The sequence below is a fragment of the Magnetospirillum sulfuroxidans genome, from assembly GCF_018224925.1.
GTDB lineage: Bacteria > Pseudomonadota > Alphaproteobacteria > Rhodospirillales > Magnetospirillaceae > Magnetospirillum > Magnetospirillum sulfuroxidans.
Genome location: NZ_JAGTUF010000001.1, coordinates 345431 through 368524, shown reverse-complemented (window position 1 = coordinate 368524; position 23094 = coordinate 345431). Strand labels below are relative to the sequence as shown.

The 23094-nt window shown below is 61.0% G+C and carries 23 protein-coding genes; 8 read left to right on the top strand and 15 right to left on the bottom strand.

Annotated features, from left to right (window positions below; genetic code table 11):
* Positions 1 to 217: 217 nt before the first annotated feature.
* On the bottom strand, positions 218 to 730 hold the full coding sequence (gene mobB / locus KEC16_RS01660; RefSeq protein WP_211545911.1) for a molybdopterin-guanine dinucleotide biosynthesis protein B: 513 nt from the start codon (positions 728 to 730) through the stop codon (positions 218 to 220).
* A gap of 89 nt (positions 731 to 819) precedes the next feature.
* Between mobB and KEC16_RS01655 the strand changes: the two genes are divergently transcribed.
* Positions 820 to 2004, top strand: a complete 1185-nt coding sequence (locus KEC16_RS01655) for an MFS transporter (protein ID WP_211545910.1) — start codon at positions 820 to 822, stop codon at positions 2002 to 2004.
* Between the two features lie 56 nt (positions 2005 to 2060).
* Positions 2061 to 2252 (top strand): HIG1 domain-containing protein, encoded by a 192-nt coding sequence (locus KEC16_RS01650; protein WP_211545909.1) that lies wholly within the window; start codon positions 2061 to 2063, stop codon positions 2250 to 2252.
* On the opposite strand, the gene KEC16_RS20060 is transcribed toward KEC16_RS01650, so the two are convergent.
* The 3 genes from KEC16_RS20060 to KEC16_RS01635 all read right to left on the bottom strand — a co-directional run bounded on the left by KEC16_RS20060 (position 2253) and on the right by KEC16_RS01635 (position 5602).
* On the bottom strand, positions 2253 to 4325 hold the full coding sequence (locus KEC16_RS20060) for a methyl-accepting chemotaxis protein (RefSeq protein ID WP_211545908.1): 2073 nt from the start codon (positions 4323 to 4325) through the stop codon (positions 2253 to 2255). It lies immediately after the preceding gene.
* A 131-nt stretch (positions 4326 to 4456) separates the two neighbouring features.
* A complete protein-coding gene (locus KEC16_RS01640; RefSeq protein ID WP_211545907.1) occupies positions 4457 to 4747 on the bottom strand; it encodes an STAS domain-containing protein in 291 nt (96 codons plus the stop codon).
* Positions 4748 to 4834: 87 nt separating this feature from the next.
* The gene (locus KEC16_RS01635; RefSeq protein WP_211545906.1) at positions 4835 to 5602 is read right to left on the bottom strand and encodes a substrate-binding periplasmic protein; all 768 of its coding nucleotides are present in this window, start codon (positions 5600 to 5602) and stop codon (positions 4835 to 4837) included.
* Positions 5603 to 5762: 160 nt separating this feature from the next.
* On the opposite strand from KEC16_RS01635, the gene KEC16_RS01630 reads away from it, so the two are divergent.
* The 3 genes from KEC16_RS01630 to KEC16_RS01620 all read left to right on the top strand — a co-directional run bounded on the left by KEC16_RS01630 (position 5763) and on the right by KEC16_RS01620 (position 8734).
* Positions 5763 to 5966, top strand: a complete 204-nt coding sequence (locus KEC16_RS01630) for a hypothetical protein (RefSeq protein ID WP_211545905.1) — start codon at positions 5763 to 5765, stop codon at positions 5964 to 5966.
* A gap of 105 nt (positions 5967 to 6071) precedes the next feature.
* Entirely contained in the window at positions 6072 to 8102 is a 2031-nt protein-coding gene (locus KEC16_RS20055) for a 3'-5' exonuclease (RefSeq protein WP_346343997.1), read from the top strand.
* Positions 8103 to 8107: 5 nt separating this feature from the next.
* Positions 8108 to 8734, top strand: coding sequence for a helix-turn-helix domain-containing protein (locus KEC16_RS01620; RefSeq protein ID WP_211545904.1), 627 nt, complete (start codon positions 8108 to 8110; stop codon positions 8732 to 8734).
* Here KEC16_RS01620 and KEC16_RS01615 read toward each other — a convergent pair.
* Positions 8725 to 9114, bottom strand: a complete 390-nt coding sequence (locus KEC16_RS01615) for a VOC family protein (RefSeq protein WP_211545903.1) — start codon at positions 9112 to 9114, stop codon at positions 8725 to 8727. The genes KEC16_RS01620 and KEC16_RS01615 overlap by 10 nt on opposite strands.
* Before the next feature lie 84 nt (positions 9115 to 9198).
* Positions 9199 to 10551: a phosphoglucosamine mutase gene (gene glmM, locus KEC16_RS01610; protein WP_211545902.1), complete on the bottom strand. Its 1353-nt coding sequence runs from the start codon at positions 10549 to 10551 to the stop codon at positions 9199 to 9201.
* Between the two features lie 86 nt (positions 10552 to 10637).
* Here glmM and KEC16_RS01605 point away from each other — a divergent pair, with 86 nt between their 5' ends.
* The 3 genes from KEC16_RS01605 (at position 10638) to KEC16_RS01595 (ending at position 13170) form a co-directional block, all read left to right on the top strand.
* Positions 10638 to 11249, top strand: coding sequence for a LysE family translocator (locus KEC16_RS01605; RefSeq protein WP_211545901.1), 612 nt, complete (start codon positions 10638 to 10640; stop codon positions 11247 to 11249).
* A 171-nt stretch (positions 11250 to 11420) separates the two neighbouring features.
* Positions 11421 to 11828: a hypothetical protein gene (locus KEC16_RS01600; RefSeq protein ID WP_211545900.1), complete on the top strand. Its 408-nt coding sequence runs from the start codon at positions 11421 to 11423 to the stop codon at positions 11826 to 11828.
* A gap of 574 nt (positions 11829 to 12402) precedes the next feature.
* Positions 12403 to 13170, top strand: a complete 768-nt coding sequence (locus KEC16_RS01595; RefSeq protein ID WP_211545899.1) for a bestrophin-like domain — start codon at positions 12403 to 12405, stop codon at positions 13168 to 13170.
* A 61-nt stretch (positions 13171 to 13231) separates the two neighbouring features.
* Here the strand turns inward: KEC16_RS01595 and folP are convergent, their stop codons facing one another.
* The 9 genes from folP to tolQ form a co-directional block, all read right to left on the bottom strand.
* Positions 13232 to 14311, bottom strand: coding sequence for a dihydropteroate synthase (folP, locus tag KEC16_RS01590; RefSeq protein WP_346343996.1), 1080 nt, complete (start codon positions 14309 to 14311; stop codon positions 13232 to 13234).
* Between the two features lie 53 nt (positions 14312 to 14364).
* A complete protein-coding gene (gene ftsH / locus KEC16_RS01585) occupies positions 14365 to 16311 on the bottom strand; it encodes an ATP-dependent zinc metalloprotease FtsH (RefSeq protein WP_283091859.1) in 1947 nt (648 codons plus the stop codon).
* A 51-nt stretch (positions 16312 to 16362) separates the two neighbouring features.
* Entirely contained in the window at positions 16363 to 17697 is a 1335-nt protein-coding gene (gene tilS / locus KEC16_RS01580) for a tRNA lysidine(34) synthetase TilS (RefSeq protein ID WP_211545897.1), read from the bottom strand.
* 81 nt (positions 17698 to 17778) lie between these two features.
* On the bottom strand, positions 17779 to 18732 hold the full coding sequence (gene ybgF / locus KEC16_RS01575) for a tol-pal system protein YbgF (protein WP_346343995.1): 954 nt from the start codon (positions 18730 to 18732) through the stop codon (positions 17779 to 17781).
* A 194-nt stretch (positions 18733 to 18926) separates the two neighbouring features.
* Entirely contained in the window at positions 18927 to 19421 is a 495-nt protein-coding gene (gene pal / locus KEC16_RS01570; protein WP_211545896.1) for a peptidoglycan-associated lipoprotein Pal, read from the bottom strand.
* A gap of 169 nt (positions 19422 to 19590) precedes the next feature.
* Positions 19591 to 20946, bottom strand: coding sequence for a Tol-Pal system beta propeller repeat protein TolB (gene tolB / locus KEC16_RS01565; RefSeq protein WP_211545895.1), 1356 nt, complete (start codon positions 20944 to 20946; stop codon positions 19591 to 19593).
* 5 nt (positions 20947 to 20951) lie between these two features.
* Entirely contained in the window at positions 20952 to 21896 is a 945-nt protein-coding gene (locus tag KEC16_RS01560) for a TonB C-terminal domain-containing protein (protein ID WP_211545894.1), read from the bottom strand.
* Positions 21897 to 21906: 10 nt separating this feature from the next.
* Entirely contained in the window at positions 21907 to 22368 is a 462-nt protein-coding gene (gene tolR / locus KEC16_RS01555) for a protein TolR (protein WP_211545893.1), read from the bottom strand.
* Positions 22368 to 23093, bottom strand: a complete 726-nt coding sequence (gene tolQ, locus KEC16_RS01550; protein ID WP_211545892.1) for a protein TolQ — start codon at positions 23091 to 23093, stop codon at positions 22368 to 22370. Before tolQ ends, tolR begins: the two co-directional genes overlap by 1 nt.
* Position 23094: the final 1 nt, after the last annotated feature.

Genomic DNA, 23094 nt, shown 5'->3' with positions numbered 1-23094 from the left:
CCTTGTTGTTGGTCTGACTTGAAGTGTCATCTTAGCCAATCGCCACTACAACCGGCAAGACACCTTTCCCATATCTTGCAAGAAAACTGCGGGAACGACAAAAAAGGATGGACCGTAGATTTATCAGACCCCAGACAAAAGTATACGTCACAAGATCTTCGTCAATGAAAAAACCGAAGCTTGCGAGTTTTACTCCAACACATTTTATATAAAATCATCACTCTAATTCGCTTAGAGGTATGCAATTGCTGACAATGAATTCAGCGATTGGCATGATCTCATGGCGATGAAAGCGCGGAATTACAAGCCCGCTCAATCCGTCCCCCGAATCATCGCTGACGACGGCGCGAACAGAACGATCACTGACCGCCATCAACGGATGCTGCAAAGCAGAATCCCAGATTTCCAGCCGGGGATGACGGGAAAATTTGAACCCTTCGACCAAGACCAGATCAATCCCGGCCAGGGCCGAAAGCAAGGATGGCAAGGGTGGTTCGGATTGTCCCTGATGCTCATGGACCAAGGTGAAGCGATCGGTTGAGACCATCATGGTCTCGACCAAGCCGGCCGTGGCCAGCAATGCGTCGGATTGTGTGCCGAAAACGGGATCGTGATGGGTATGCTTGACCGTCCCCACCCTCAACCCACGGGCCGAGAGTACGGGCAGCAAAGCCTTGATCAACGTTGTCTTGCCGCTGCCGCTCCAGCCGGCGATGCCAAAGACCTTCATACCCCCGTTGTAATGCCTGCGGCAGGGGACAAGCCAGCCCCGCATCAGCAGTATTGACCGTGGACGGAAAAAAGCGGCATGACAGAGGAATGTCGATCCCCGCTTATATCCCTGTTCTCGTCGCCACCACCGCCGCTCAATCGCTGGTGTCGCTGGCTGTGCTGTCACCGGCGGCCATCGCCCCGGCCATCGCTCAGGACCTTCAGATTTCCGGCTCGATGATCGGCTGGTGGATCAGCATGGCCTATGGCGGCGCCATGGTGACCTCGTTATTGGGGGGCAACGCGGTCAGACGTCTGGGCGCCACCCGTTCGACCCAGATCGGGCTGCTGCTGGCGTTTGTCGGCGGAATGGCCATGATGATCGGCACCCTGCCCCTGGCCTTGCTGGCGGCGCTGATCACCGGCCTGGGCTATGGCATGACCAATCCGGCGGCGTCGCACCTGTTGGCCAAGACCACCAGCCCCGAACGCCGCAACCTGGTTTTTTCCATCAAACAAACCGGCGTCCCATTGGGTGGCACCCTGGCTGGACTGATCACCCCACGCCTGACCCAGGCCTGGGGCTGGCCAGCGGCCATAATGGCGGTGGCCCTGACCTGCTTGGTGCTGGCTCTGGTGCTGATCGCGGTTCGCCGCCGCTGGGATTGCGACCGCGACCCCAAGGCGCGGATGACCGGCAATCCCTTTGCCGGATTGGCGGCCATCTGGCGCATGCCCCGATTGCGAGCCTTATCCCTGGCCGGATTCGCCTATGCGGCGGTGCAATTGTCGGTTTCCGCCTTTGCCGTCACCATGCTGGTCAGCGATCTGTCCTGGTCGTTGGTCGATGCCGGGTTATTGCTGTCCGCCCTGCAAGTGGCCGGGGTCATCGGCCGCATCGGCATCGGTTCCTTGGCCGACCGCTTTTTCGGCGGCACCGCGACCCTGATCGCCTTGGGCGTGATTACCTGTCTGCTGGCCGTGCTGACCGGTCTGCTGAGCCCGACCTGGCCATCGCCCCTGGTGTTCGCCATCCTGATTCCGTTCGGCGCCGCCGCCTTGGGTTGGAATGGCGTTTATCTGGCCGAACTGGCCCATTCCAGCGAACCGGCGCAAATTCCCCGGGTCACCGGCGCGTCATTGTTCTTCACCTATGGCGGCGTTCTGGTCGGGCCGCCGGCTTTTGCCGCCCTGCATGACGTGATCGGCAGTTATACCGGCACCTATGCCTTGTCGGCCCTGCCCGCCTTGACCGGCGCTGCCATCCTGATTTTTGCCCGCAAGCGCGTCTGATCCCCCGACACGCCCCCCCCCTGGGCAAAGCCGCCACCACTTCCCATGTCAACACCATGAGCACGCTGTCATCTTGGGTCATGCTGCTGCTGCCGGTGCTGGTGGCGACGGTTCTGCTGGTCGGGTTGCTGGGCTTCGTCCGCAACGGCCCGTGGTACCAGCGTCACGCCCACACGCTGATGAAAATGCGGGTCGGCCTGCAATTTCTGACCATCGCCCTGTTGCTGGCCCTGGTGGCGCTGAGCTGATCAGGCCCGGATGGTGCGCAAGAAGCCATCGACCTCGTGTTTTAGATTGGCGGCGGGGCCGGCCAAATCGTCAGCCGCCCACATCACCCGCACGGCGCCGCCGCAATAGCGCGCCGCCGATTGGGTGACGCCGACAACGCCGCCGGTGACGTCTTGGGTTCCGGCGGTGACTTCCTCGACGCAGCGGCTGATCTTGTCGGTCACCTCGGATTGCCGCACCACCGCCTGGGCCACCTTGGCGGCGATATCGTCCATGCGGCGAATGGCGTCGCCGACATCGCCAATGGCGGCGGCGGTATCGGCGGTGGCGTTCTGGATGGCGCTGATTTGCTCGGCGATCTCGCGGGTTGAATCAGCGGTTTTTTGCGCCAGGTGCTTAACCTCGTCGGCGACCACGGCAAAGCCCTTGCCGGCTTCGCCGGCCCGCTGCGCCTCGATGGTGGCGTTCAGCGCCAGCATGTTGGTGCGCCCGGCGATATCGCTGATCAAATTAACCACCCGGTCGATATTGCTGGCGACCTGCGACAGACCGGTGACCTGGGCATTGGTCCGTTCCAATTCATTGACGGCCAAGCGCACCACTTCCGAGGTGGCGGTGACATGATGGGCGATTTCCTCGACGCTTGAGGTCAGCTCGGCGGCGGCCTCGGCCACGGCAGCGACGGTATTGCGCGAGCGTTCCGCCGCCTCGGCGACGCTGAGCGAGCGGCTGTCGCCGGCTCGGTCGCGCCGCACCATGCGGGCCGCGGTTTCCTTGATCGCCTGGGCGTTGGTGTTGACGGCCTCGGCCACCGAGCCGACCGCTTGTTCGAAATGATCGGCCAAGGCCAGCATGCGGGCATGATTGACCGCCTCGGCCTCGGCACGGATGGCTTCTTGTTCTTGCTGCATGCGCACCATGGCGATGGCATTGTCCTTGAACACCGCCACCGCCTTGGCCATGTCGCCAATCTCGTCACGGCGGGCGATGCCGGGAACCAGCACCGTGTGGTCGCCGCCGGCCAGACGTTCCATGGCATCTTCAATCAGCCGCACCGGTTGGGTGATGGAACGCGCCAGCACCAGCGCCACCAGACAAAAGGCCGCCAAGGCGGCAAGATTGAACACCGCCATCAGGTTGGACATCTGCCGGCGCGCCGCTTCCTGCTGGCCGATGGCCTGATTCATGCCGTCGCGGGCATGACCGAAAACCTGGGTCAGCACCGGCCGCAACGCCTGGAAGTCCTGACGCAAGGCGACCACTTCGGCGTTCAACGCCATGGTTTCCCCGGCGAATGACTTCATGTCCTCGGCATAAGCGACCAACAGCTTGCGCAAATCCTCACGGGTGGAATTCGGCAATGCCGAAGCATCAAGTTCAAAATCAAACTGATTCGAATATTTTCGGTGCATGCCGATATAGCTGTCTTTTTCGTACAGCATGAAATTCTTTTCAGCCTGACGCATCTGCAACATGGTCGGCAATAAAGGCCCGGCATTGGGCCACATTTTCAATTCGTCCTCGACCGCCTTGACCGAACCGGCCAATTGCCCGCGCAACCCCGCGGACGCGGTCAGCCCCAGCACGCCGGCGCGACGCTCGACCGCGTCGAAACGTTGCCCCACCTGGGCGAAACCCTGCCGCAAGGTCGCCACTTGTTGGCTGAGAGGGGCGGCGCTGGGCAGCTTTTCCATGGTTTCCAGGCTGCTGGCGATAAAGGCGACATCGGCGCGGAAGCCCTGGGCCGAATCCTTGTCGCGTTCGCGCAAGAAGTGTTCTTCGTGATTTTGCAGCGCCGCCGCCTTGGCCCGGACGTCGCCGGCCAGATCGTTCAAGCGGCGAAAACCGTCCTGGGCCACCAACAGCGAATCGATGCGGCCTTCGACCACATGGAACACCCCGGCAAACGCCGCCGCCCCGATCAAGGCCATGCCGACCAACAGGGCAAAGCGCACACGGATGGACAGATTGCTGAGAATCGGAAGGTCGCCGCTATGCCAAGCCCCGGCTATGGATTGGCCGAAACCGGCAAGGCGCAGGTCGGGAAAGCCAGTGGGAAAAGCGAGGGCAAGGGCTGATACTGCTTTTTTCACGACCTGTTCCATATCGTCGATTCGAGAACACCGACTATAAGGGCGGGGTGTGACAGCGCCGTGACCAAGGTCTGAAGCTTCGGTTAAACTTGTGCGTTACGGGGCCTTTGCCGGAACAACGACGTCCGGGCTCACTCCATCCGAAAAAAATCGGAAAAGCGGGCCAGATCCAACAACCGCGCCACCAAGCCGTCCCCCGTGCGCAGGCCAATCGCCCCGTCATGCCCATCGCGCATGACCAGCAACATGCCGAGGCCAGCCGAATCAATGAATTCCAATTGACGAAGATCGAGCACAAGCCCCCCCTTGGCTTGGCCCAGCCGGCCCAGCAAGGTGCGGAACGCGGTATTTTCCTTAAACGTCAGCCGCCCGGACAACACGGCGACGACGCCACCACCCTCTTGATTGATCTGGAAGTCCATGTGGCCCCACACCGCTGGCAGGAAAGGAGCCTTCCACCTATCAGGCCATACGCCAAACTTCCAGTTGCAAATTCTTGAAATTCCACATCATTTGCCGATACGGGCAGCCCGGAAAATATCCCGCAGCCGGCCGCTGGCCGCCAATTCATCCATCAGGGCGTCCATGGTGGCGACATTGATCGGTCCGGCGCGGCGAACCAGAACCCGATGTTCATACACTTGGTCCAGATGCCGTGACACCAGCAGCCGCCCCTGCGCCTGCGGGGTGTCGTGCAGATAGGCGTTGAGATAGGCATCGGTGACGACGGCGATATCGCGACGCCCGGTCAACACCAAATCGATACTGGAACGATGGGAACTGACCAGCTTGATGTCAAAGCTCTTGCTCAGATGCTCGGGGTCGGCGTCATAACCGGCGAAGCCGTAATGATAGCCCAAAATCCCCACCAGCTTCTTGCCGGACAGATCCTGAAAAAAGCTTTCATCCCGCCCCGGCTCGGCTTGGGCGATGAACACCTCGCCGCCGCGCAGGAACACCTTGGTGAAATCGACCGCGTAGCCTTGGGCCTGCCATTCCCATTGCGGACTTTCGAAGAAGATGACGTCGAAACGTCCCTCGGTCAGATCGCCATAGCGTCGGCGGGCGGCGATCGGGACGAACTCGAAGCGATAATCCCCCTGCATCTGGTTCAAGGACTCGATCAGTCGCAGGGTCAGGCTGGCGGGAAAATCCTTGCCGCTTTCGACGAATGGCGGGAAGTCATAACCGCCGACGCGCACCACTTGCGCCGCCCGCGCATCGCCGCCGACCAGCAAGAACAGCAGCGCCAGCATTCCAAATGCGATCGCCCTCATGGCCATCTCCTTATTTTTCCTGCGCATCAGGACACACCAAAGCATTCGCTCAGGCAATTGGAATCATCTTGCCCCAATCTTGCCGTCATTTGGGCAAAGAGCCGCCGCACCCGGGGCGTAGTCTTATCTTCATCGATAATTCCCAGCGGCGGAGCGTGCCATGACCTACCCCTTGTTCGATTGCGGTTTCACCTTATGGATTTCCGACGTCGATACCCGCCTGATGGATCGCTTCGGCCTGTCGGCGAAAACCCTGGGTGTCGATCACAGCCTGTTGCGGGACGGCTATTATCGCGGTGTTTCCGCCGCCTCGCTTTACGATCAGGTCCGCGCTTCGCTGGAACAGGGCCATAAGGCGGCATAATTCCATCAGCTCTTTATGCTCCGCGACAATTAGGGCCATTGCCCCCGCGCCCGGTCGTGATAAAACTTGTGGTAACGAAAAGAAATCGTCCAAGGAGCACGTCGGGTGCCGCAAAAATGGCGGGGTCACCTTCCCTGGCTGGCGCTGGCCTTTGTCGCCAATGTCGCCGCCATCGTCGCCACGGCTTACATGTTGAGCCAAGGCGTCGTCGATCGCGAAGAACTGAACGCTCTGGCCATGATTGCCGTGGCCGGTGCGGCGCTGATGTTCGTTCTGGCCTGGAAGATCGTCGATTTCGCCGTTATGCGCGGAATAAAGCGCATGGCCGCGGAAATCCGCGCCATCGCCCATGGCGGCAACCGCACCGACATCGAAATCGAGCGCTATCCGCTGTTGGCGCCATTGCCGGAATCGGTCAACCAGATCATCGCCAAGATGCTGCAAGCCCGCCAGGAACTGGCCGAGGGACTGAAAAGCGCCACCGGCAAGGCCGAAGAGAACGCCAACCGCCTGGCCGCCATCCTTAACGATCTGCATGAAGGCGTGGTGGTTTGCAATCTGCGCCATCAGATCGTCTTGTACAATTCGGTCGCCATGGACATGCTGGCCGGCATCGGCCCGGTGGGGTTGGGCCGTTCCCTGTTCGAGACCGTGACGCGCGAAGCCGTGGCGCACATGCTGGAGGTGCTGACCCACCGGCCGGAAATGGGCAGCCGCGGCACCCCCTTCCTGGCCAGCGCCACCGACGGCGCCACCTTGTTGCAAGCCCGAATGTCGCTGATCCGTGACAGCGACGGCGAAGCCTCGGGCTATGTCATCACCCTAGTCGATGCCAGCCCGCAGGTGGCGGCGCTGTCGCGGCGTGACGCCTTGTTGCGCGAAGTCGCCGAAGGCCTGCAATCGCCCTTGATCCGCCTGCGCGTCGCCGCCGGCAATCCGACCATCGTCGAACGCGAATCCGCCAATATCGAAGCGGCGATCAAGCGGGTCACCGACGGCTATCAGCGGGCGCTGTCGGGCTGGTGGCCCATGGCCGACCTGAATTCCGCCGACCTGTTCGCCTTTGTCGCCCACCGCTTCGATGAACAGACGGTCAAGGTCACCGTCACCGGCCTGCCGGTGTGGCTGCATGGCGATTCGCATTCGTTGTCCCTGGCCATGGAAACCCTGATCCGCCAGATTTCCGAGCGCTTCAATCTGGCCGAGGTCGATCTGGCCGCCACCGAGGACGAGCAAGGCTGTTGGGTCGAAATCGGCTGGGCCGGCTCCACCGCCGCCAAGCCGGCGCTGGAACGCTGGTTGACCCAGCCCTTGCCCAGCCTGGGCGGCATGCGGGTGCGCGACGTGCTCGACCACCATGCCGGCTCTGACATCGGCCAGGAACACCGCTCGGGCCATTCGTGGCTGCGTCTGCCCATGCGCAAGGGCATCGAACAACATTATCAAGCCAAGGTGATTTTGCCGACCCGGCCGGAATTTTATGACATGGCCTTGTTGGATGCCGCCCGCGACATCGGCGAAAAAGGCCGCCAACCCCTGCGCAGCCTGACCTTTATCGTCTTCGACACCGAAACCACCGGCTTACAGCCCAGCCAGGGCGACCGCATGGTGCAGATCGGCGCCGTGCGCATCGTCAACGGCCGCATTCTGTCGGGTGAAAGCTTCAATCGCATCATCAATCCCGGTCGGCAGATTCCGGTGGAAAGCATCAAGTTCCACGGCATCACCGACGACATGGTCAAGGATAAGCCGCCGCTGGGCGTCGTGCTGCCGCAATTCAAGGCCTTTGCCGCCGATGCCGTCCTGGTCGCCCATAACGCGGCCTTTGACCTGAAATTCCTGCGCATGCACGAACGGGAATTCGGCGTTACCTTCGATAATCCGGTGCTCGACACCATGATGTTGTCCAATTATCTGGATGGCCCGGAAACCGGGCATTCCCTTGACGCCATCTGTGACCGCCTGGGCATTTCGATCACCGATCGTCACACCGCGCTGGGCGACGCCATCGTCACCGCCGCCGTGTTGATGAACCAGATCGACGCCCTGGAAAGCCGAGGCATCACCACCTTGGAACAGGTCATCAAGGAATTGGACATGAACATGGTGCTGCATGAACGCCAACGGGCGTTCTGACCATCATGCCGGCGGCGCTGCTGGAAGCCTGGAGCCATCAGGCGACGCAAACGGCCCCGATCGTCATTGTTCCCGACGGATGCCGCGATCTTATTCGGATCGCCGCGCCCGGCCAAAAGCCGTTTTTCATCGTCTCTCCCCTGGCCGATAGCTGCTATTACAGCGAGTGCCAAGCCGGCACCCGTTTCGACGGCTATCGTCTGCGCCCTGGCGTCAGTTTGAACGAAGCGGGGTTGCTGGGAATTGTCGCCCATGCTTGCGACGCCGACGCGACAGCCATTCTCTCGTTGATCGACGATTTCACCCATATGGACCCACGGGTCACCGAAGCCTTGGCCTGTCTGGCCGACGGCAAGGCCGCCCCGAACAGCTTATCCGAGCGCAGCCTCGAGCGATTGCTCAAGCACCATACCGGGCGGCCGCCGATGTTCTGGCGGGGCTTGTCCCGCGCCCGCCGGGCCGCCGCCGCCCTGGACGGCGGCGACGATTTGGCGGCGCTGGCGCTCCTGCACGGATATTACGATCAGGCCCATATGAACCGCGCGTTCCGCCGCTGGTTCGCCACCACCCCCGCCGCCTTGCGCATAAACACGGCATTACGGGCCACCATCACCCAATCCGGTTATGGCTGAGCGCCCACCGGCGTGCACAATTCCACCAAAAAACCATCGGGATCGGCAACATAGGCGACGGTTTGCCCCCACGGCATGTCTTGGGGTGACTGCACCAGACGCGCCCCGGCGGCAATGGCCCGCTTTAGGGCGGTGGGCACGTCATCCGTGACCAGGGCAATCTCGAAACAAGGCGCGGCGGCATCAGCCTTTTGGGGGTTCTTGCCCAGTTCCACCATCAATCGGCGCGAGGAAAACGCCAAGGCGGTCTGGCCGGTATTCATCTCGGCGAAATCACCGCTTTCATGCACGAACTTCCGCTCAAGGGCGAAAGCCTGTTCGTAAAACCCCACGCTCAGGGCCACGTTCTCCACATATAAAATAGTGTATCCAAGACGCATGCTCGTTCTCCTTGGCCGAATGGCGACGCCCAGCCTAGGCCAGGCCTCGCCTCTCGGTCTTGGATAAATCCGACACGCAAACGCTCAGCCGGCCGCCTGGGTAATGGTGGCGACGATATCATCCACCACATTGTTGACCTGTTCCGTGTCCTCGCCCTCGGCCATCACCCGGATCAGCGGTTCGGTGCCGGATTTGCGGATCAGCACCCGACCGCTGCCATTCAGGCGTTGTTCGCCTGCGGCGATGGCCGCCTTGACCATGTCCAGTTCCAGCACCGCCTCGGGCTGGCCGGTGACCCGCACATTTTTCAGCACCTGGGGGAACGGATCGAACAGATGCAGCATCTGGCTGGCCGGCTTGCCCGATTCAACCAAAGCCGCCAGCACCTGCAATGCAGCCACCAGACCATCACCGGTGGTGGAATGGTCGGACAAGATGATGTGGCCCGATTGCTCGCCACCGACATTGAATCCATCGCGGCGCATGCGTTCCAGCACATAGCGATCACCGACGCTGGTGCGATGCAGTTCAAGCCCCTGGCCGGCAAGATGCTTTTCCAACCCCATGTTGGACATGACGGTGGCGACGATGCCGCCGCCCTTTAACAGGCCGGCCTTGGCCAGCGTCAGACCAATCAGGCCCATGACCTGATCGCCGTCGATAACCTTCCCCTTCTCGTCGCACAACACCAGACGGTCGGCGTCGCCATCAAGCGCGATGCCCAAATGGGCGCCATGAGCAACCACTTGCGTCTGCAAGGTCTGGGTATGCAGCGAGCCGCAATCCTTGTTGATATTGAAGCCGTCAGGGGTGACCGCCACCGGAATCACCTCGGCCCCCAATTCCCACAACACGGTGGGAGCAACCTTGTAAGCGGCGCCGTTGGCGCAATCGACGACAATCTTGAGACCGTCCAGACGCAGGCCACGGGGAAAGCTGCCCTTGGCATATTCGATATAGCGGCCGGCGGCGTCATCCAGGCGCTTGGCCTTGCCCAGATGGTCGGAACCGACGCGATATGCTTCAAGGCCATTGAACATCTTGTGTTCGATCGCGATCTCGTCCTCATCCGACAGCTTGAAGCCGTCGGGACCGAACAGCTTGATGCCGTTATCCTGATAGGCGTTGTGCGACGCCGAAATCATCACGCCCAAATCGGCGCGCAACGACCGGGTCAGCATGGCCACGGCCGGCGTCGGCAGCGGCCCCAACAACACCACGTCCATGCCCACGGCGATGAAACCAGCGGTCAGCGCCGGCTCCAGCAGATAGCCGGACAAACGGGTGTCCTTGCCGATCACCACCATGTGGCGGTGATCGCCACGGGTGAAATGGCGGCCTGCGGCCATGCCCAGCTTCAGCGCCGTCTCGGCGGTCATGGGGTCCAAATTGGCGGTGCCCCGGATACCGTCGGTGCCGAACAGCTTGCGCGTCATTCCCAGATTAACCCCTGTGTCACGAGAAGCAGATTGGATAGCGCCAAAGAATGGCTTTTGAAAGGCTTTTCACCGTGTTTACACTGATGAACATGAGCCTTAGCCATATCTTGGTGCTGTTTACCGCCTGTCTGGCCGCCATGGCCAGCCCCGGCCCCGGTGTCGCCGCCCTGGTGACGCGGGCCGCCAATGCGGGAATTGTCGGTTCGCTGCCCTTCATTGCCGGCATGGTCGCCGGCGATCTTGTGCTTTTCACAGTGGCCATGGCCGGGATGGCGACACTCGGCGCCGCGCTTGCTCCGTGGCTGCCCTTGCTGTCGGGCTTGGCCGGATTGTGGCTGTTGTGGCTGGGCTGGAAACAATGGCTGACAGCCGATCACCCCTTAAGCGCCGCCACCGCATCGGCCTCGTTCATGGCGGCATGGCTGCTGACCCTGGGCAATCCCAAAACCATCATCTTCTACATGGCCCTGTTGCCCATCATCATCGGCCCCCAAGGCTTGCGATTGGCCGATGCCATGCTGGCGGCGCTCATCGTTGCCGTCACCCTTTGCTTGGTGATGCTGGGCTATGCCGCCCTGGTCCATGGCGCCATGGGATTTTTGCGGCATCCTCGGCCGCTGCGACGGTTGTGCGCGTTGGTCATGGCCGCCGTCGGCGCCGGATTACTGGTGCGGACCGGCTTCAGCCTCGGCTAAGACCGGCCGCCTTCGCTTAGCGCAGCGACCGTCATTTTCCCCTATCAGTTGCCACACACATCGGCATCGGCTAAGGTTTACTCGGACTAATAGGAGTTTACATCAAAAAGATATACACCTATTGGAAGTGAACCCTATACCCTGAAAAGATAAATCTAAAGAGATATATCAATGCCGAAGGCCACAACCATCATCATATTGCTCTCCGTATTACTTTCTTCATCTGCCTGCTCATCCTACAAAGATGATGAACAAAAAAAGCATGATGCAGATGCAATAATATCAATACTAGGCGGAAAAGACGACAATTACAGACCAAATAATATTGTTTACATAGAACATCCAAAAAACAGACCATTCATATCAACCAGACTTGTTGCCGGATCAGCTCAGGATCAGCTCGACAAAGTATTCAGACTAAATGCGATATTTAAAGGATTCACAGTTGCCTGCGCTCAGGACACTGAAAAAAATACGGTCTTAATCGCGCTAAACCACAACGGAACCTACACAAGTTACGGGATTTTTCAAAAAAACAGCCCTGAGGCAATATTATGCATGACAAGAGGAAACCAATGATTTTAAACAAATTACTAAGACCATCCGCAATTATACTAACGTTAATTCTTGGCGCGTGCGGCACAAGCAACGTTGAAGAATTTAAAAATAGGGGCCCAGAATATTACCTTACATCGAAAATGAATTACGAGAATATTGGCGAGTGTATTTGGCAAATTAGGACGAAACGGACATATGGACCTGGTGTACTCCATCGCTTCAATAATTCAAAAACGAAGACATTCCGCATTTCCTATGTCCAAAGAATTTCGCTTGGTAGCCAGCTGGCTTATATCATAGAAACCACGCCCAATCCGCAAAGTATGGACACATCGCTGATCACCGTCTATGCCTTGCGCGGGTTGCTGGGGAACCTGTGGCCCAAAGCGGCGATGCAAGACGATATCAACCAATGCGAGACCTATTCTAATTAGTGGACCGATACAAACAGAAGGTTCATTGACATGAACCTTCTGTTTGGTGAGTCGGCCCACAAGTCCCGCGCCTCATCCCCCTCGTCGACTGCAATAAAATTGCGGTCGACGAAATCCAACATTTCATGAAGACTAAGGCATGCATCGTATCGGACCAAAGCATGCCTGCCTTTTTAATAACCTATGACCATTACCTCTTGGCCGCTATCGCCTTATTCGGCACCCTGGGGGCCGCCGCTTTGTTGTTGTGGCTGGCCCATTATTCGCGCTTCGCCTCGCTGATCCGCGGTTATCGCGGCCTGTCGCCGCCCTTCGTCAATGTTATCGGCGTGCTGTTCGCCCTGACCTTGGCCTTTCTCGCCAACGACACCTGGAACGCCCATGATCGGGCGGTCAGTGCGGTCTATCACGAAGCGGGGGGGTTACGCTCGATCCTGGCCTTGGCCACTGCCTTGCCGGTGGCGCAACGGCATCTGGTTGATGACACGGTCAAAGCTTATGCCAGCAGCGCCGCTGAAACCGAATGGCCGATGCTGGCCCATCGCCAATCCTCGGAAACCACCACCTTGGCCATGGCCTCGTTGTTGGAAGTGCTGTCGCGGCCGGAAATGGCTCTGTCCCTGGCCCAGGCCACCCACAGCGAAATGCTGCAACAAGCCATTGCCGTGCGCGATGCCCGCGAACAGCGGATCTCGTTGTCGCAAACCCACGTCAATCCATTGAAATGGCTGGGCATGGCCTTTCTTGGGCTGTTGACGATGATTTCCATCGCCATGGTCTATGTGGATCAGCCCAAGGCGGAAATCCTGGCCATCGCCCTGTTTGCCGCTGCAGCGGCGCCGACGGCGGCCATCGTCCTGATACAAGGGAATCCGTTCCAACCGCCCAGCGCCATGTCGGCGGCGCCGCTCAAAGCCTTGTACCAGTAGTAAAATCCCCCCGCGCCGCTTCCAAGCTGATACGAATGAACCTTCTGTCTGGAGCGGACCACTAACCGGCAGCCGACAGTGCCCGCCACACCTTGAGCGCTTGCACCGTCTCGGCCACGTCATGCACGCGCAAGGCCTGTACCCCGGCGTTGAGACCGGCCAGATGGGCGGCCAAGGTGCCGGGCAGGCGCTGGGTCGGTGGCTCGCCCTGGCTGAGCTGCGAGACAAAGGTCTTGCGGCTGGCCGCCAGCAAGACCGGGCAGCCCAGACCGTGCAACAGCGGTAAAGTCGCCAGAATTTGGGCGTTATGGCTAAGATTCTTGCCGAAACCGATCCCGGGATCAACCATGATGCGCTCTCGGCTGATGCCCCCGGCTTCGCAGGCGGCGACGCGGGCGGCAAGGTAATCGTAAACCTCGAGGGGGGCGCAAGCATAGCGCGGGTCGGCCTGCATGGTCTGCGGCTGGCCTTGCATATGCATGACGATCACCGCTGCCCCGGTCTTGGCCGCCACCTGCACCGCCCCCGCCCCTTCCAAGGCGGTGACGTCATTGATGATCTTGGCGCCGGCCGCCATGGCCGCTTCCATCACCGGGGCATGGCGGGTATCGATGGAAACGGTGACGTTCCATTCCGCCAGCGCGGTGATGATTGGCAAGACGCGATTGATTTCCTCGTCCACCGGCACCGGCTGCGCCCCTGGACGGGTGGATTCGCCGCCGACATCAATGATATCCGCCCCGGATTCGACCATGGCCAGGGCATTGGCGATGGCGGTTTGCGCCACCAGATTGCGGCCGCCATCGGAAAAGCTGTCGGGGGTGGCGTTAACCACGCCCATGATACGGGGCCGTTCCAGGCTCAGACCGGCCCATGGCCGCCGCTTGCCCCCGATGCGCCGCACCGTTCGCCCCACATGGCGGGCCATCTCCTCCCCCTCGGCCTCGGCCCAATTGACCAATTCGGCATAAGGGGCCAGGGCAATCCACGCCTCGCCTCCCTCGCGCCAGATCAAGCCGGCGCTGGTAAAGGCCAGGGCGCCATCGGCGATGGGCCAGCCATGGCCGCCAATCACCGCCGCCGCCGCTTGCTCACCCGCCACCAAACCAGCGGGCAGCAGGTAAACATCATCCTCTCGCACGAAACCCCGCGGCAAGGCGGGGCTTCGGCGAAAGGCAGAGGTTACAGTCGCGCTCACGGCCCCGGCTGGGGTTCGGGATCAAGCCCGCCGGCGGTGGGAATGCCGGAACTGGGCACCGAGGACCGACGCGGCGCATCCTTGGGGCGGACGTAACCGCCGTCCCGGATCACCGGTTCGCCCCGGATCAGGGAATCAATCTCGTCCCGCGACAGGGTTTCGTATTCCAACAAGCCCTTGGCGATGGCCTCAAGCTCGTCCTTGAACTCGGTCAGGATATTCTTGGCGGTGGTTTGACCTTCCTCGACGAAGCGGCGCACTTCGCCGTCGATGGTGGCAGCCGTCGCCTCCGAGACATTCTTGTGCTGGGTCACCGAATGGCCCAGGAACACCTCTTCCTGATTGTCGCTATAGCGCAACGGCCCCAGCTTCGACGAAAAGCCGAATTCAGTGACCATCTTGCGCGACAATTCGGTCGCACGCTGGATGTCGCTGGACGCGCCGGTGGTGACGGAATCGGCGCCGAAGATCATCTCTTCCGCCACGCGGCCACCGAACAGGCTGGCAATCGAGGCCTTGAGCTGACGTTGCGACATGGACAGACGATCCCGCTCGGGCAGGGCCATGGTCACCCCCAGGGCACGGCCACGGGGAATGATGGTGACCTTGTGCAGCGGATCATGACCGGGGACATGCAGCATGACCACGGCGTGCCCTGCTTCGTGATAAGCGGTCAGGCGCTTTTCATCGTCGCTCATCACCATGGAGCGGCGTTCCGCCCCCATCATCACCTTGTCCTTGGCCGATTCGAATTCCCCCATGGTCACCACGCGCTTGCCGGCGCGGGCAGCCAACAAGGCGGCTTCGTTGACCAGATTGGCCAGATCGGCGCCGGAAAAACCGGGGGTGCCACGGGCGATGATGCGCGGTTCCACGTCGGGGGCCAACGGCACCTTGCGCATGTGCACCTTCAAGATCTTTTCGCGCCCTAAAATATCGGGGTTGGGCACCACCACCTGACGGTCGAAACGGCCGGGACGCAGCAAGGCCGGGTCCAGCACGTCGGGACGGTTGGTGGCGGCGATCAGGATGACGCCTTCGTTCGATTCGAAACCATCCATCTCGACCAGCAATTGGTTGAGAGTCTGTTCGCGTTCATCATTGCCACCGCCCAGGCCGGCGCCACGATGACGGCCAACGGCGTCGATTTCGTCGATGAAGATGATGCACGGCGCGTTCTTCTTGCCTTGCTCGAACATATCGCGGACACGCGACGCACCGACACCGACGAACATTTCGACGAAATCAGAACCCGAGATGGTGAAGAACGGCACGTTGGCTTCGCCGGCGATGGCGCGGGCCAGCAGGGTCTTGCCGGTACCGGGCGGGCCGACCAGCAGACAGCCCTTGGGAATTTTACCGCCCAGACGCTGGAATTTCTGCGGGTCCTTGAGGAATTCGACGATTTCCTCAAGCTCTTGCTTGGCTTCGTCGATGCCGGCCACGTCTTCGAAGGTGATGCGGCCTTGCTTTTCCGTCAGCAGCCGGGCCTTGGACTTGCCAAAGCCCATGGCTTTGCCGCCACCCGATTGCATCTGGCGCATGAAGAAAATCCACACGCCGATCAACAGCAGCATGGGGAACCACGACACCAAGATCCCCCACAGCGTCGGCTGATCGTCAGCCGGCGGCAGCGCCGAAATGCGCACGCCGGATTCGCGCAGCTTGGGCACGATATTGGCTTCGGGCGGCATATAGGTCGAGAATGGACGATTGTCGGAATAATGACCCGACACGGTATAGCCCTGGATGGTCACGTCGGCGACGCGACCGCCATCCACTTCGGCCATGAAATCCGAGAACGCCACCTGCCCCATGCCGCGCTGCGGCGTCGAGGTCTGAAACAGGTTGAAAAGCACCACCAGAAGCACGGCGATGACGATCCACAGCGCCAGGTTCTTGCTGAAATTCAAGGTCAAGCCCTTCCCGGTTCGCCAGCGCATGAATCGCGCCGGATGATAACAGCGTTCCCTACAGATAGTGCCCGTCGGCGTTTAGACAAGGCAATGAGCAATCTCAGTCAGCGGACGGCGCGGAGCCGCCCATATCCAGGGCGCCGACAACAACGATTCAGTTCCACGGTTATAGCCGAGGTAAGGCGCGGCGAAAACACCATCCTGATCAAATAAGGCCGGGATCGTCGGGCGCACCACCGCTGGAACCGCGGGCAAGGCTCGGCGGCCAAGGGATTTGGCCACCTGTCCCCAGCCCTGCGGCCCCAATCCGCCCAATTCCAGACCGGCGGGCAAATCGGCGGGCAGGACGGCGCGGAAGCGTCCATCCCAATGGATCGCCGCCCCCGGCGGCGCTGCCATCGGCGGCGCCATCCGTCCGGCTTCGCGGCAAAATAAAATCTGGCCGTCGCCCTGGGGCACCACCCGGCAACCGGCCAAGGTCCCGCCCTGCCCCCGCCGCAGGCGCTGCAACAGACCCTGGCTGCGTTCCAAACGCGGAGACATGGCCTCGCCGCCAAAGCTGCGCAGCAGCCGGGTCAGCAGCCGCAACGCCAAATCCTCGGGCAAGATCCGCCAAGCCTGATCGTCAACCCAGGCAAAGCCAGCGGGATGAATGCGGCCCCAGCGCACCAGGGCATCGGCCAGATCCCGTTCCAAGGCATCGCGGGACAATCCCAGCCGGGCCGCTGTTTCGGCCAGACGTGCCGATTCCAGCCCCTCTGCCGCCAAGGTTCCGGCCAACAGCCGCAACCGCACCCGAGCATGACGGGGATCGCTGTTGGACGGGTCATCAACCCAATCCTGATCCCAGTCGCGCAGCGTTACCAGCAAACGCCCCTTGGCGATGCCTAAAAGTGGCCGCAACCAGCGCAAATGCGGGCCGTGGCGGATATCGGCCATGGCCGACAAGCCTTCCAGGCCCGAACCACGGGCCAGCCGCAATAAAAAGGTTTCCGCCTGATCGTCTTGATGGTGCGCCAGCACCACATGGACGATGCCGGTGGCGCGGCACCATTGCTCCAGCAAGGCATAGCGGGCGGCGCGGGCCTGGGCCTGAAGATCGGCGGCGGGTTTGTCGCCCAGCCAGGGTAAAATGTGATGCTCGATGCCGTGATTGGCAAGCCACCGCCCGACCAGAACCGCCTCGGCGGTGGAATTGGGCCGCAACCGATGATCGACGGTCAACGCCACAACCTGGCCCCCGCGCTCATGGGCCCAATGGGCGGCCAGCAAGGTCGCCGCCAAGGAATCAGCCCCCCCCGACACCGCCACGGCCAAGCGTGGCGCCGGTTCGAATGGCCCCAATCGCTCCATCAGGGCGGAAAATTCAGGCGGCGACAACGCTTTCATCCCGAACAAAAGCCTCTCATGCATTTATTCCGAAATTCGGATGCGATTTTCGCGGTATGGGGAAGCCGACAAAAATAAGGCCCCTTCCGCGGAAGGGGCCTTTTCCTATTTGCAATCGTATTTCTGCTTTTCGGCGGTGGCCGCCCGCTTCACCCGGTCGGGCATTTTCGGCTGTTCGCTGAACAAGATGCCAAAGGCGGTGCAGGCCTCTTTTTTCTTGCCCATCTGGCCAAAGGCCGAGCCGGCCTTATAGATCATGTCGGCGGCCTTGGAATGCTTGGGGAATTTTTTGTAGCCCTCAAGGAAGGTCACCGCCGAGGTGTTGAAATCCTTACGCACATAGGCGATGTCGCCCAGCCAATATTGGGCATTGCCGGCCAGTTGGTGATTGCCGTACTGGCTGAGAAAATCCTGGAAGCCCTTTTCGGCGGTGGCGTAATCGCCCGACTGAAGCGCGTCATAGGCCATGTCGTATTGCCCCTGGGCATCCTTGGGCGGGGCGACCGGGGCATTGCCCGGCTTCTTCAAATCCTTGTCCGACAGCGTGCCCAGGCTCTGCGTCCCCGCCGGAATGGGCGTATCGGCGCCCTTGGCCGCAGTCGCCGGCATGGACAATTGCGCCGGCGCGGCGCCGCTTGCCTGAGGCTGCGGAGCCTGCAATTCCTTGAAGCGCAGCTCCAGATCGGCTTGCAGCCGTTCCATCTGCTTGGCCACCTGATTGGCCTTGAAATTGGCTTCTTCCACTCGACCGGTCAATTGGCGGACCAATTCTTCCAACTGGTCGACCCGTTCATCCAGACGCACCGCCATGCCGGCAGGCAACGGATTGGGGCTGGTCACCCCCGAGGGCCGGTTGATGGCGCCACCGCCTAAAGCCGGGGACGTGATCACCGTCGAACCACCGCTCCCGCTGCGGGCTGCCTGCGCCTGCATCATTTGCAGATCGCGTTCCAGCCGGTCCAAACGATCGGCCATGGCGCGGTTTTCGTATTGGGCGAAGGCCGGCTGGGCCAACACGGTCATGCTTGCCAGGGCTACGGAAAGAAGAAGACGGCGCACGGGCGAACCTCGATCAGTCGGGACGGGATCAACGGGGATGGTTGCTCGCGTTTCGCGCTCACTCCATCTCGGTCATTATCGGGCGTTCATAGCATAAAGCGGGTTCAAGGCAAAGTTGGGGCAAAAAATAAGACGCCCGCTTTCCCCATCACGGAAAAGCGGGCGCCCTATTTACGTCTCGGACGTCTCAGAAATTACTTGCTGAGAACGGTCACGCCACGACGGTTCTGAGACCAGGCGGCCTCGTTCGAACCCAGAGCGACCGGGCGCTCCTTGCCGTAGGAGATGGTCTTGACGCGAGCGGCCGGAATGCCGGCGCCGGCCAGGTATTCCTTGACGGAATTGGCACGACGCTCGCCCAGAGCCAAGTTGTACTCGCGGGTGCCGCGCTCGTCGGCATGGCCTTCGATGGTCAGCGAGTAAGCGGGGTACTTCTTCAACCAAGCGGCCTGCTTGTCCAGGGTCGCCTTGGCATCGGCACGCAGGGCGTACTTGTCCAGGTCGAAGAACACGCGGTCGCCGACATTGGCGATGAAGTCCTGCTCGGAGCCCGGAACGATGCTCGGCTTGGTAACAACCGGCGGAGCGGCAGTACCAGCGCCGGCCTTGGCGCCAGTGCTCTCGGGGGCGGATTCACAAGCGGCCAGCAGAGCGGCGGCGGCGAAGATGCTCAGGAAACGCAGTTTCATTAGTGAGGACTCCCCCTCAGAGGATTACGGGTTCAGGAAAATGCCGGGTGGACTTTATGTTGCCGTGCGGCGAACTCTGAAAATCGACGCAAACAACCGGCCACGTCAGGGGTTTATGTCCGCCGCGACCGTAAAAATCCTAATCGCGGCGGACTATAATAGTTACCAACTAGGGAATCAAGGGGGACCACGCAGGATCGGACCCGTCCAAAGGTGTGATGACTTGCCTTTCATTAAAGCCGGTCAAGTCAATGGTATAAAGCTTGGCCGTGCCGCCATGACCGCGGGAATCCGAGGCTGTTTCCTTCCAAAAGGCCAAAACACGACCGTTCGGCGCCCAGGTCGGACCCTCGACCAGATAGCCCTGGGCCAGCAAACGCTCGTCCGACCCATCGGGACGCATGACACCTATGAAGAATTCGCTGCCTTTTTGCTTGGTGAAGGCGATGAGGTCGCCGCGCGGCGACCACACCGGCGTGGTGTAGCGGCCATCGCCAAAGCTGATGCGGGCGACGCTGCCGCCATCGGAGCCCATGGTGTACAGCTGCGGGCTGCCGCCACGATCGGAATTGAACACCACCCGCGCCGAATCGGGCGCATAGCTGGGCGAGGTGTCAATGGCCGGATGATTGGTCAGACGAACCTTTTGCCGGGTCAGCAGATTCATTTCATAGATTTCGGCGTTGCCGTCCTGAGACAGGCTCATGATCACCTTGTTGCCATCGGGCGAGAACCGGGGGGCAAAGGTCATGCCGGGGAAATCGCCCAACAATTCGCGCCGCGCCGTGTCGATCTGCAAGATGTAGACGCGGGGCGAGCCACGGAAATAGGACATATAGGTGATTTCGCGGGCGGTGGGCGAAAAACGCGGCGTCAGCACCAGATCCTCGCCCGAGGTCAGGAAACGATGGTTTTCACCATCCTGATCCATGATCGCCAGCCGCTTCTTACGGTCGTTCTTGGGACCGCTTTCCGAAATATAGATGAGCTGGGTGTCGAAATAGCCATCCTCGCCGGTGACGCGCTTATAGATGGCGTCGGCGATCTGGTGGGCGGCGCGGCGCCACAAATTCGGATTGCGGCGGATATCCTTGCCGGCAATGTTGTAGCGGGTGCCGATCATCTGGGTTTCCGAGAACACGTCCCACAGACGGAACTCGATCATCAGATCGCCGTCGCCGGAAATCTCGAGCTTGCCCGACACCAGCGCCTCGGCGTTGATCTGACGCCAGTCGGCAAAACGCGGACCAGCCTGCAACGCCGCCGCGTTCTGGATGAAAGCGCGCTGGTCGATGGGCTTGAACAGGCCCGATCGTTCCAGATCGGCGGCGACCACACGGGCAATATCCTTGCCCGTTTGCAGTTCCGCCGGCTGCGTCCCGAACAAATCGGGGATGGCGATGGGCAACGGCTTCATGTTGCCACGGGTGATGTCGATCCGCACCTCGGCCTGTGCCGCCGAGGCGACGAACAGGCCGAAGACGGCCAAAAGGCCCACAAGGGCAATGCGAATGCGGGTCACCATGGTATTTACCTTCCCATGACCATCTGTTTCGGGTTGAACGACAATACAAAATCGCGGAACTGATCATATTTGTCGCGCGGAATGGGCAACGGACTGGCCAGACGCACGGCGCGCCGGGCGCTGTCGGCGGCAGCCTGCCAATACGAATCGGCCATCAACGGCGCATTGACCACCCTGGCATCGGTGACCGTGCCGTCGGGTTGCACCGAGACGCGGATTTCGATGATCAAATTGGCGGCATCCTTGGCCCCGGCCGGAATGCTCCAGCGATCAGAGACATGCTTGCGGATGCGGTCCATCTCGGTCATCGAGATCGGTTCGTTCGGATTATGCTGATCCGAGCCCTTGACGTTCTGCTGCTTGGGCTGCGTGCCCTTTTCCGCCGACGGCGTGTTGGGCTTGGCCTTATCGGTGGCCTTAAGCAGATCATCCAGCGGATTGGAAGGCGTCGGCTTTTTCTTGTCCACTGATTTCAGCAACGAATCCAGGTCGTTTTCCTGCGGCTTGGGACGCGGCTGCGGCTTGATGTCGGACAATTTCTGTTCCGGCACCTTGGGCGGTTCCGGCTTCGGCTCGGGCTTGGGTTCCGGCTTGGGCTCCGGTTTCGGCTCGGGCTTGGGAATCGGCGCCGGTTCCGGTTCCGGCGGCTTGGGCGGCGGCGGCGGTGGTGGTGGCGGTGGCGGCGTCGGCTTGGGTTCCGGCTTGGGCGGTTCGGGCTTGGGCTGTTCGGCCTTGACCTCTTCCGGCTTGGGCGGTTCCGGCTGCGGGTCGGCCTGGTTTTGTTTGGGCGGCGGGTTGCTTTTCGCCCCGATGGGAACCAGATCGACGACCAGCGGCGTTTCCACCTGTGGCGGATCACGGAAGAATTGCGGCAGGCCAAACACCGCGATCAACGCGATGACCACGTGCAACACACCAGAAAAAATATAGCTTTCGCGCCGCATGCTCATGCTCGGGCCGTCAACGGCCTCCCTTCTTGGCCGGCTGCGCCGGCTCGCCCTGCTGCATCTCGGTGACCAAGGCCACCTTGGTGAAGCCCGCCGCCCCCAAATTGCCCATCACCTGCATGACCCGGCCGTAATCGATACCCTTGTCGCCACGGATAAAGATGCGGGTCTCTGGCTTTTGCGCGGTAATGGCGTGCAGCTTGGGCGCCAGTTCTTCCAGCGTCACCTTGGTTTCCTGAATCCAGATGTCGCCATGGGCGTCGATGCTGACCGATAACGGCTGATCGTCGCCCTTGATCGGAGCCGAATCGGTCTTGGGCAGATCGACCTGAACGCCGGCGGTCAGCAAGGGCGCGGTGACCATGAAGATGATCAACAGCACCAGCATGACGTCGACCATGGGGGTGACATTGATGTCCGACACCGGCCGATGCCGCTGCCGCCCCCCCTTTCTGGGACCGATGGCGGCGCCCATCAGATCTTCTCTTCCAATTGCCGCGACAAGATGGCGCCGAATTCGCCGGAGAAATTCTCAAGCCGCTTGGCGTAACGGTCCATGTCGCTGGAAATCTTGTTATAGGCGATCACCGCCGGAATGGCGGCGACCAGACCCAGGGCGGTGGCGAACAGCGCCTCGGCGATCCCCGGCGCCACCACGGCAAGGCTGGTGTTCTTGGTCGCGGCAATGGATTGGAACGAATTCATGATGCCCCAGACGGTGCCGAACAGACCGATGAACGGCGCGGTCGAGCCAACCGAGGCAAGCACGCCCAAATTGCGTTCCAGCGTGTCCATCTCGCGGCCCAAGGTGACGTGCATGACGCGGTCGATGCGCTGCGGCAGGCTGACGCGGGCATTTTCCTTTTCGGTCAGGCCCTTGGCGGCGGAGCGGCGCCATTCGCGCATCGCGGCGACGAAAATGGCGCTCATCGGATCGATGGGGCGCGAGCCGATGCGGTCATAAAGATCTTCCAGCGAGCCGCCGGACCAGAACGATTCCTCGAAATGCTCGGCCTTTTGCCACAACGAACGCAGACGCAGCAGCTTGTCGAAAATGATGGCCCAGCACCAGAACGAAGCCCCCAGCAAAGCGATCATCACCACCTTGACGATGATGTCCGCCTGCATGAACAAGCCCCACATGGACATGTTGTGCGCGGCCACCGAGCCGGCCAACTCGGCCGTTTGAACAGGATCCATG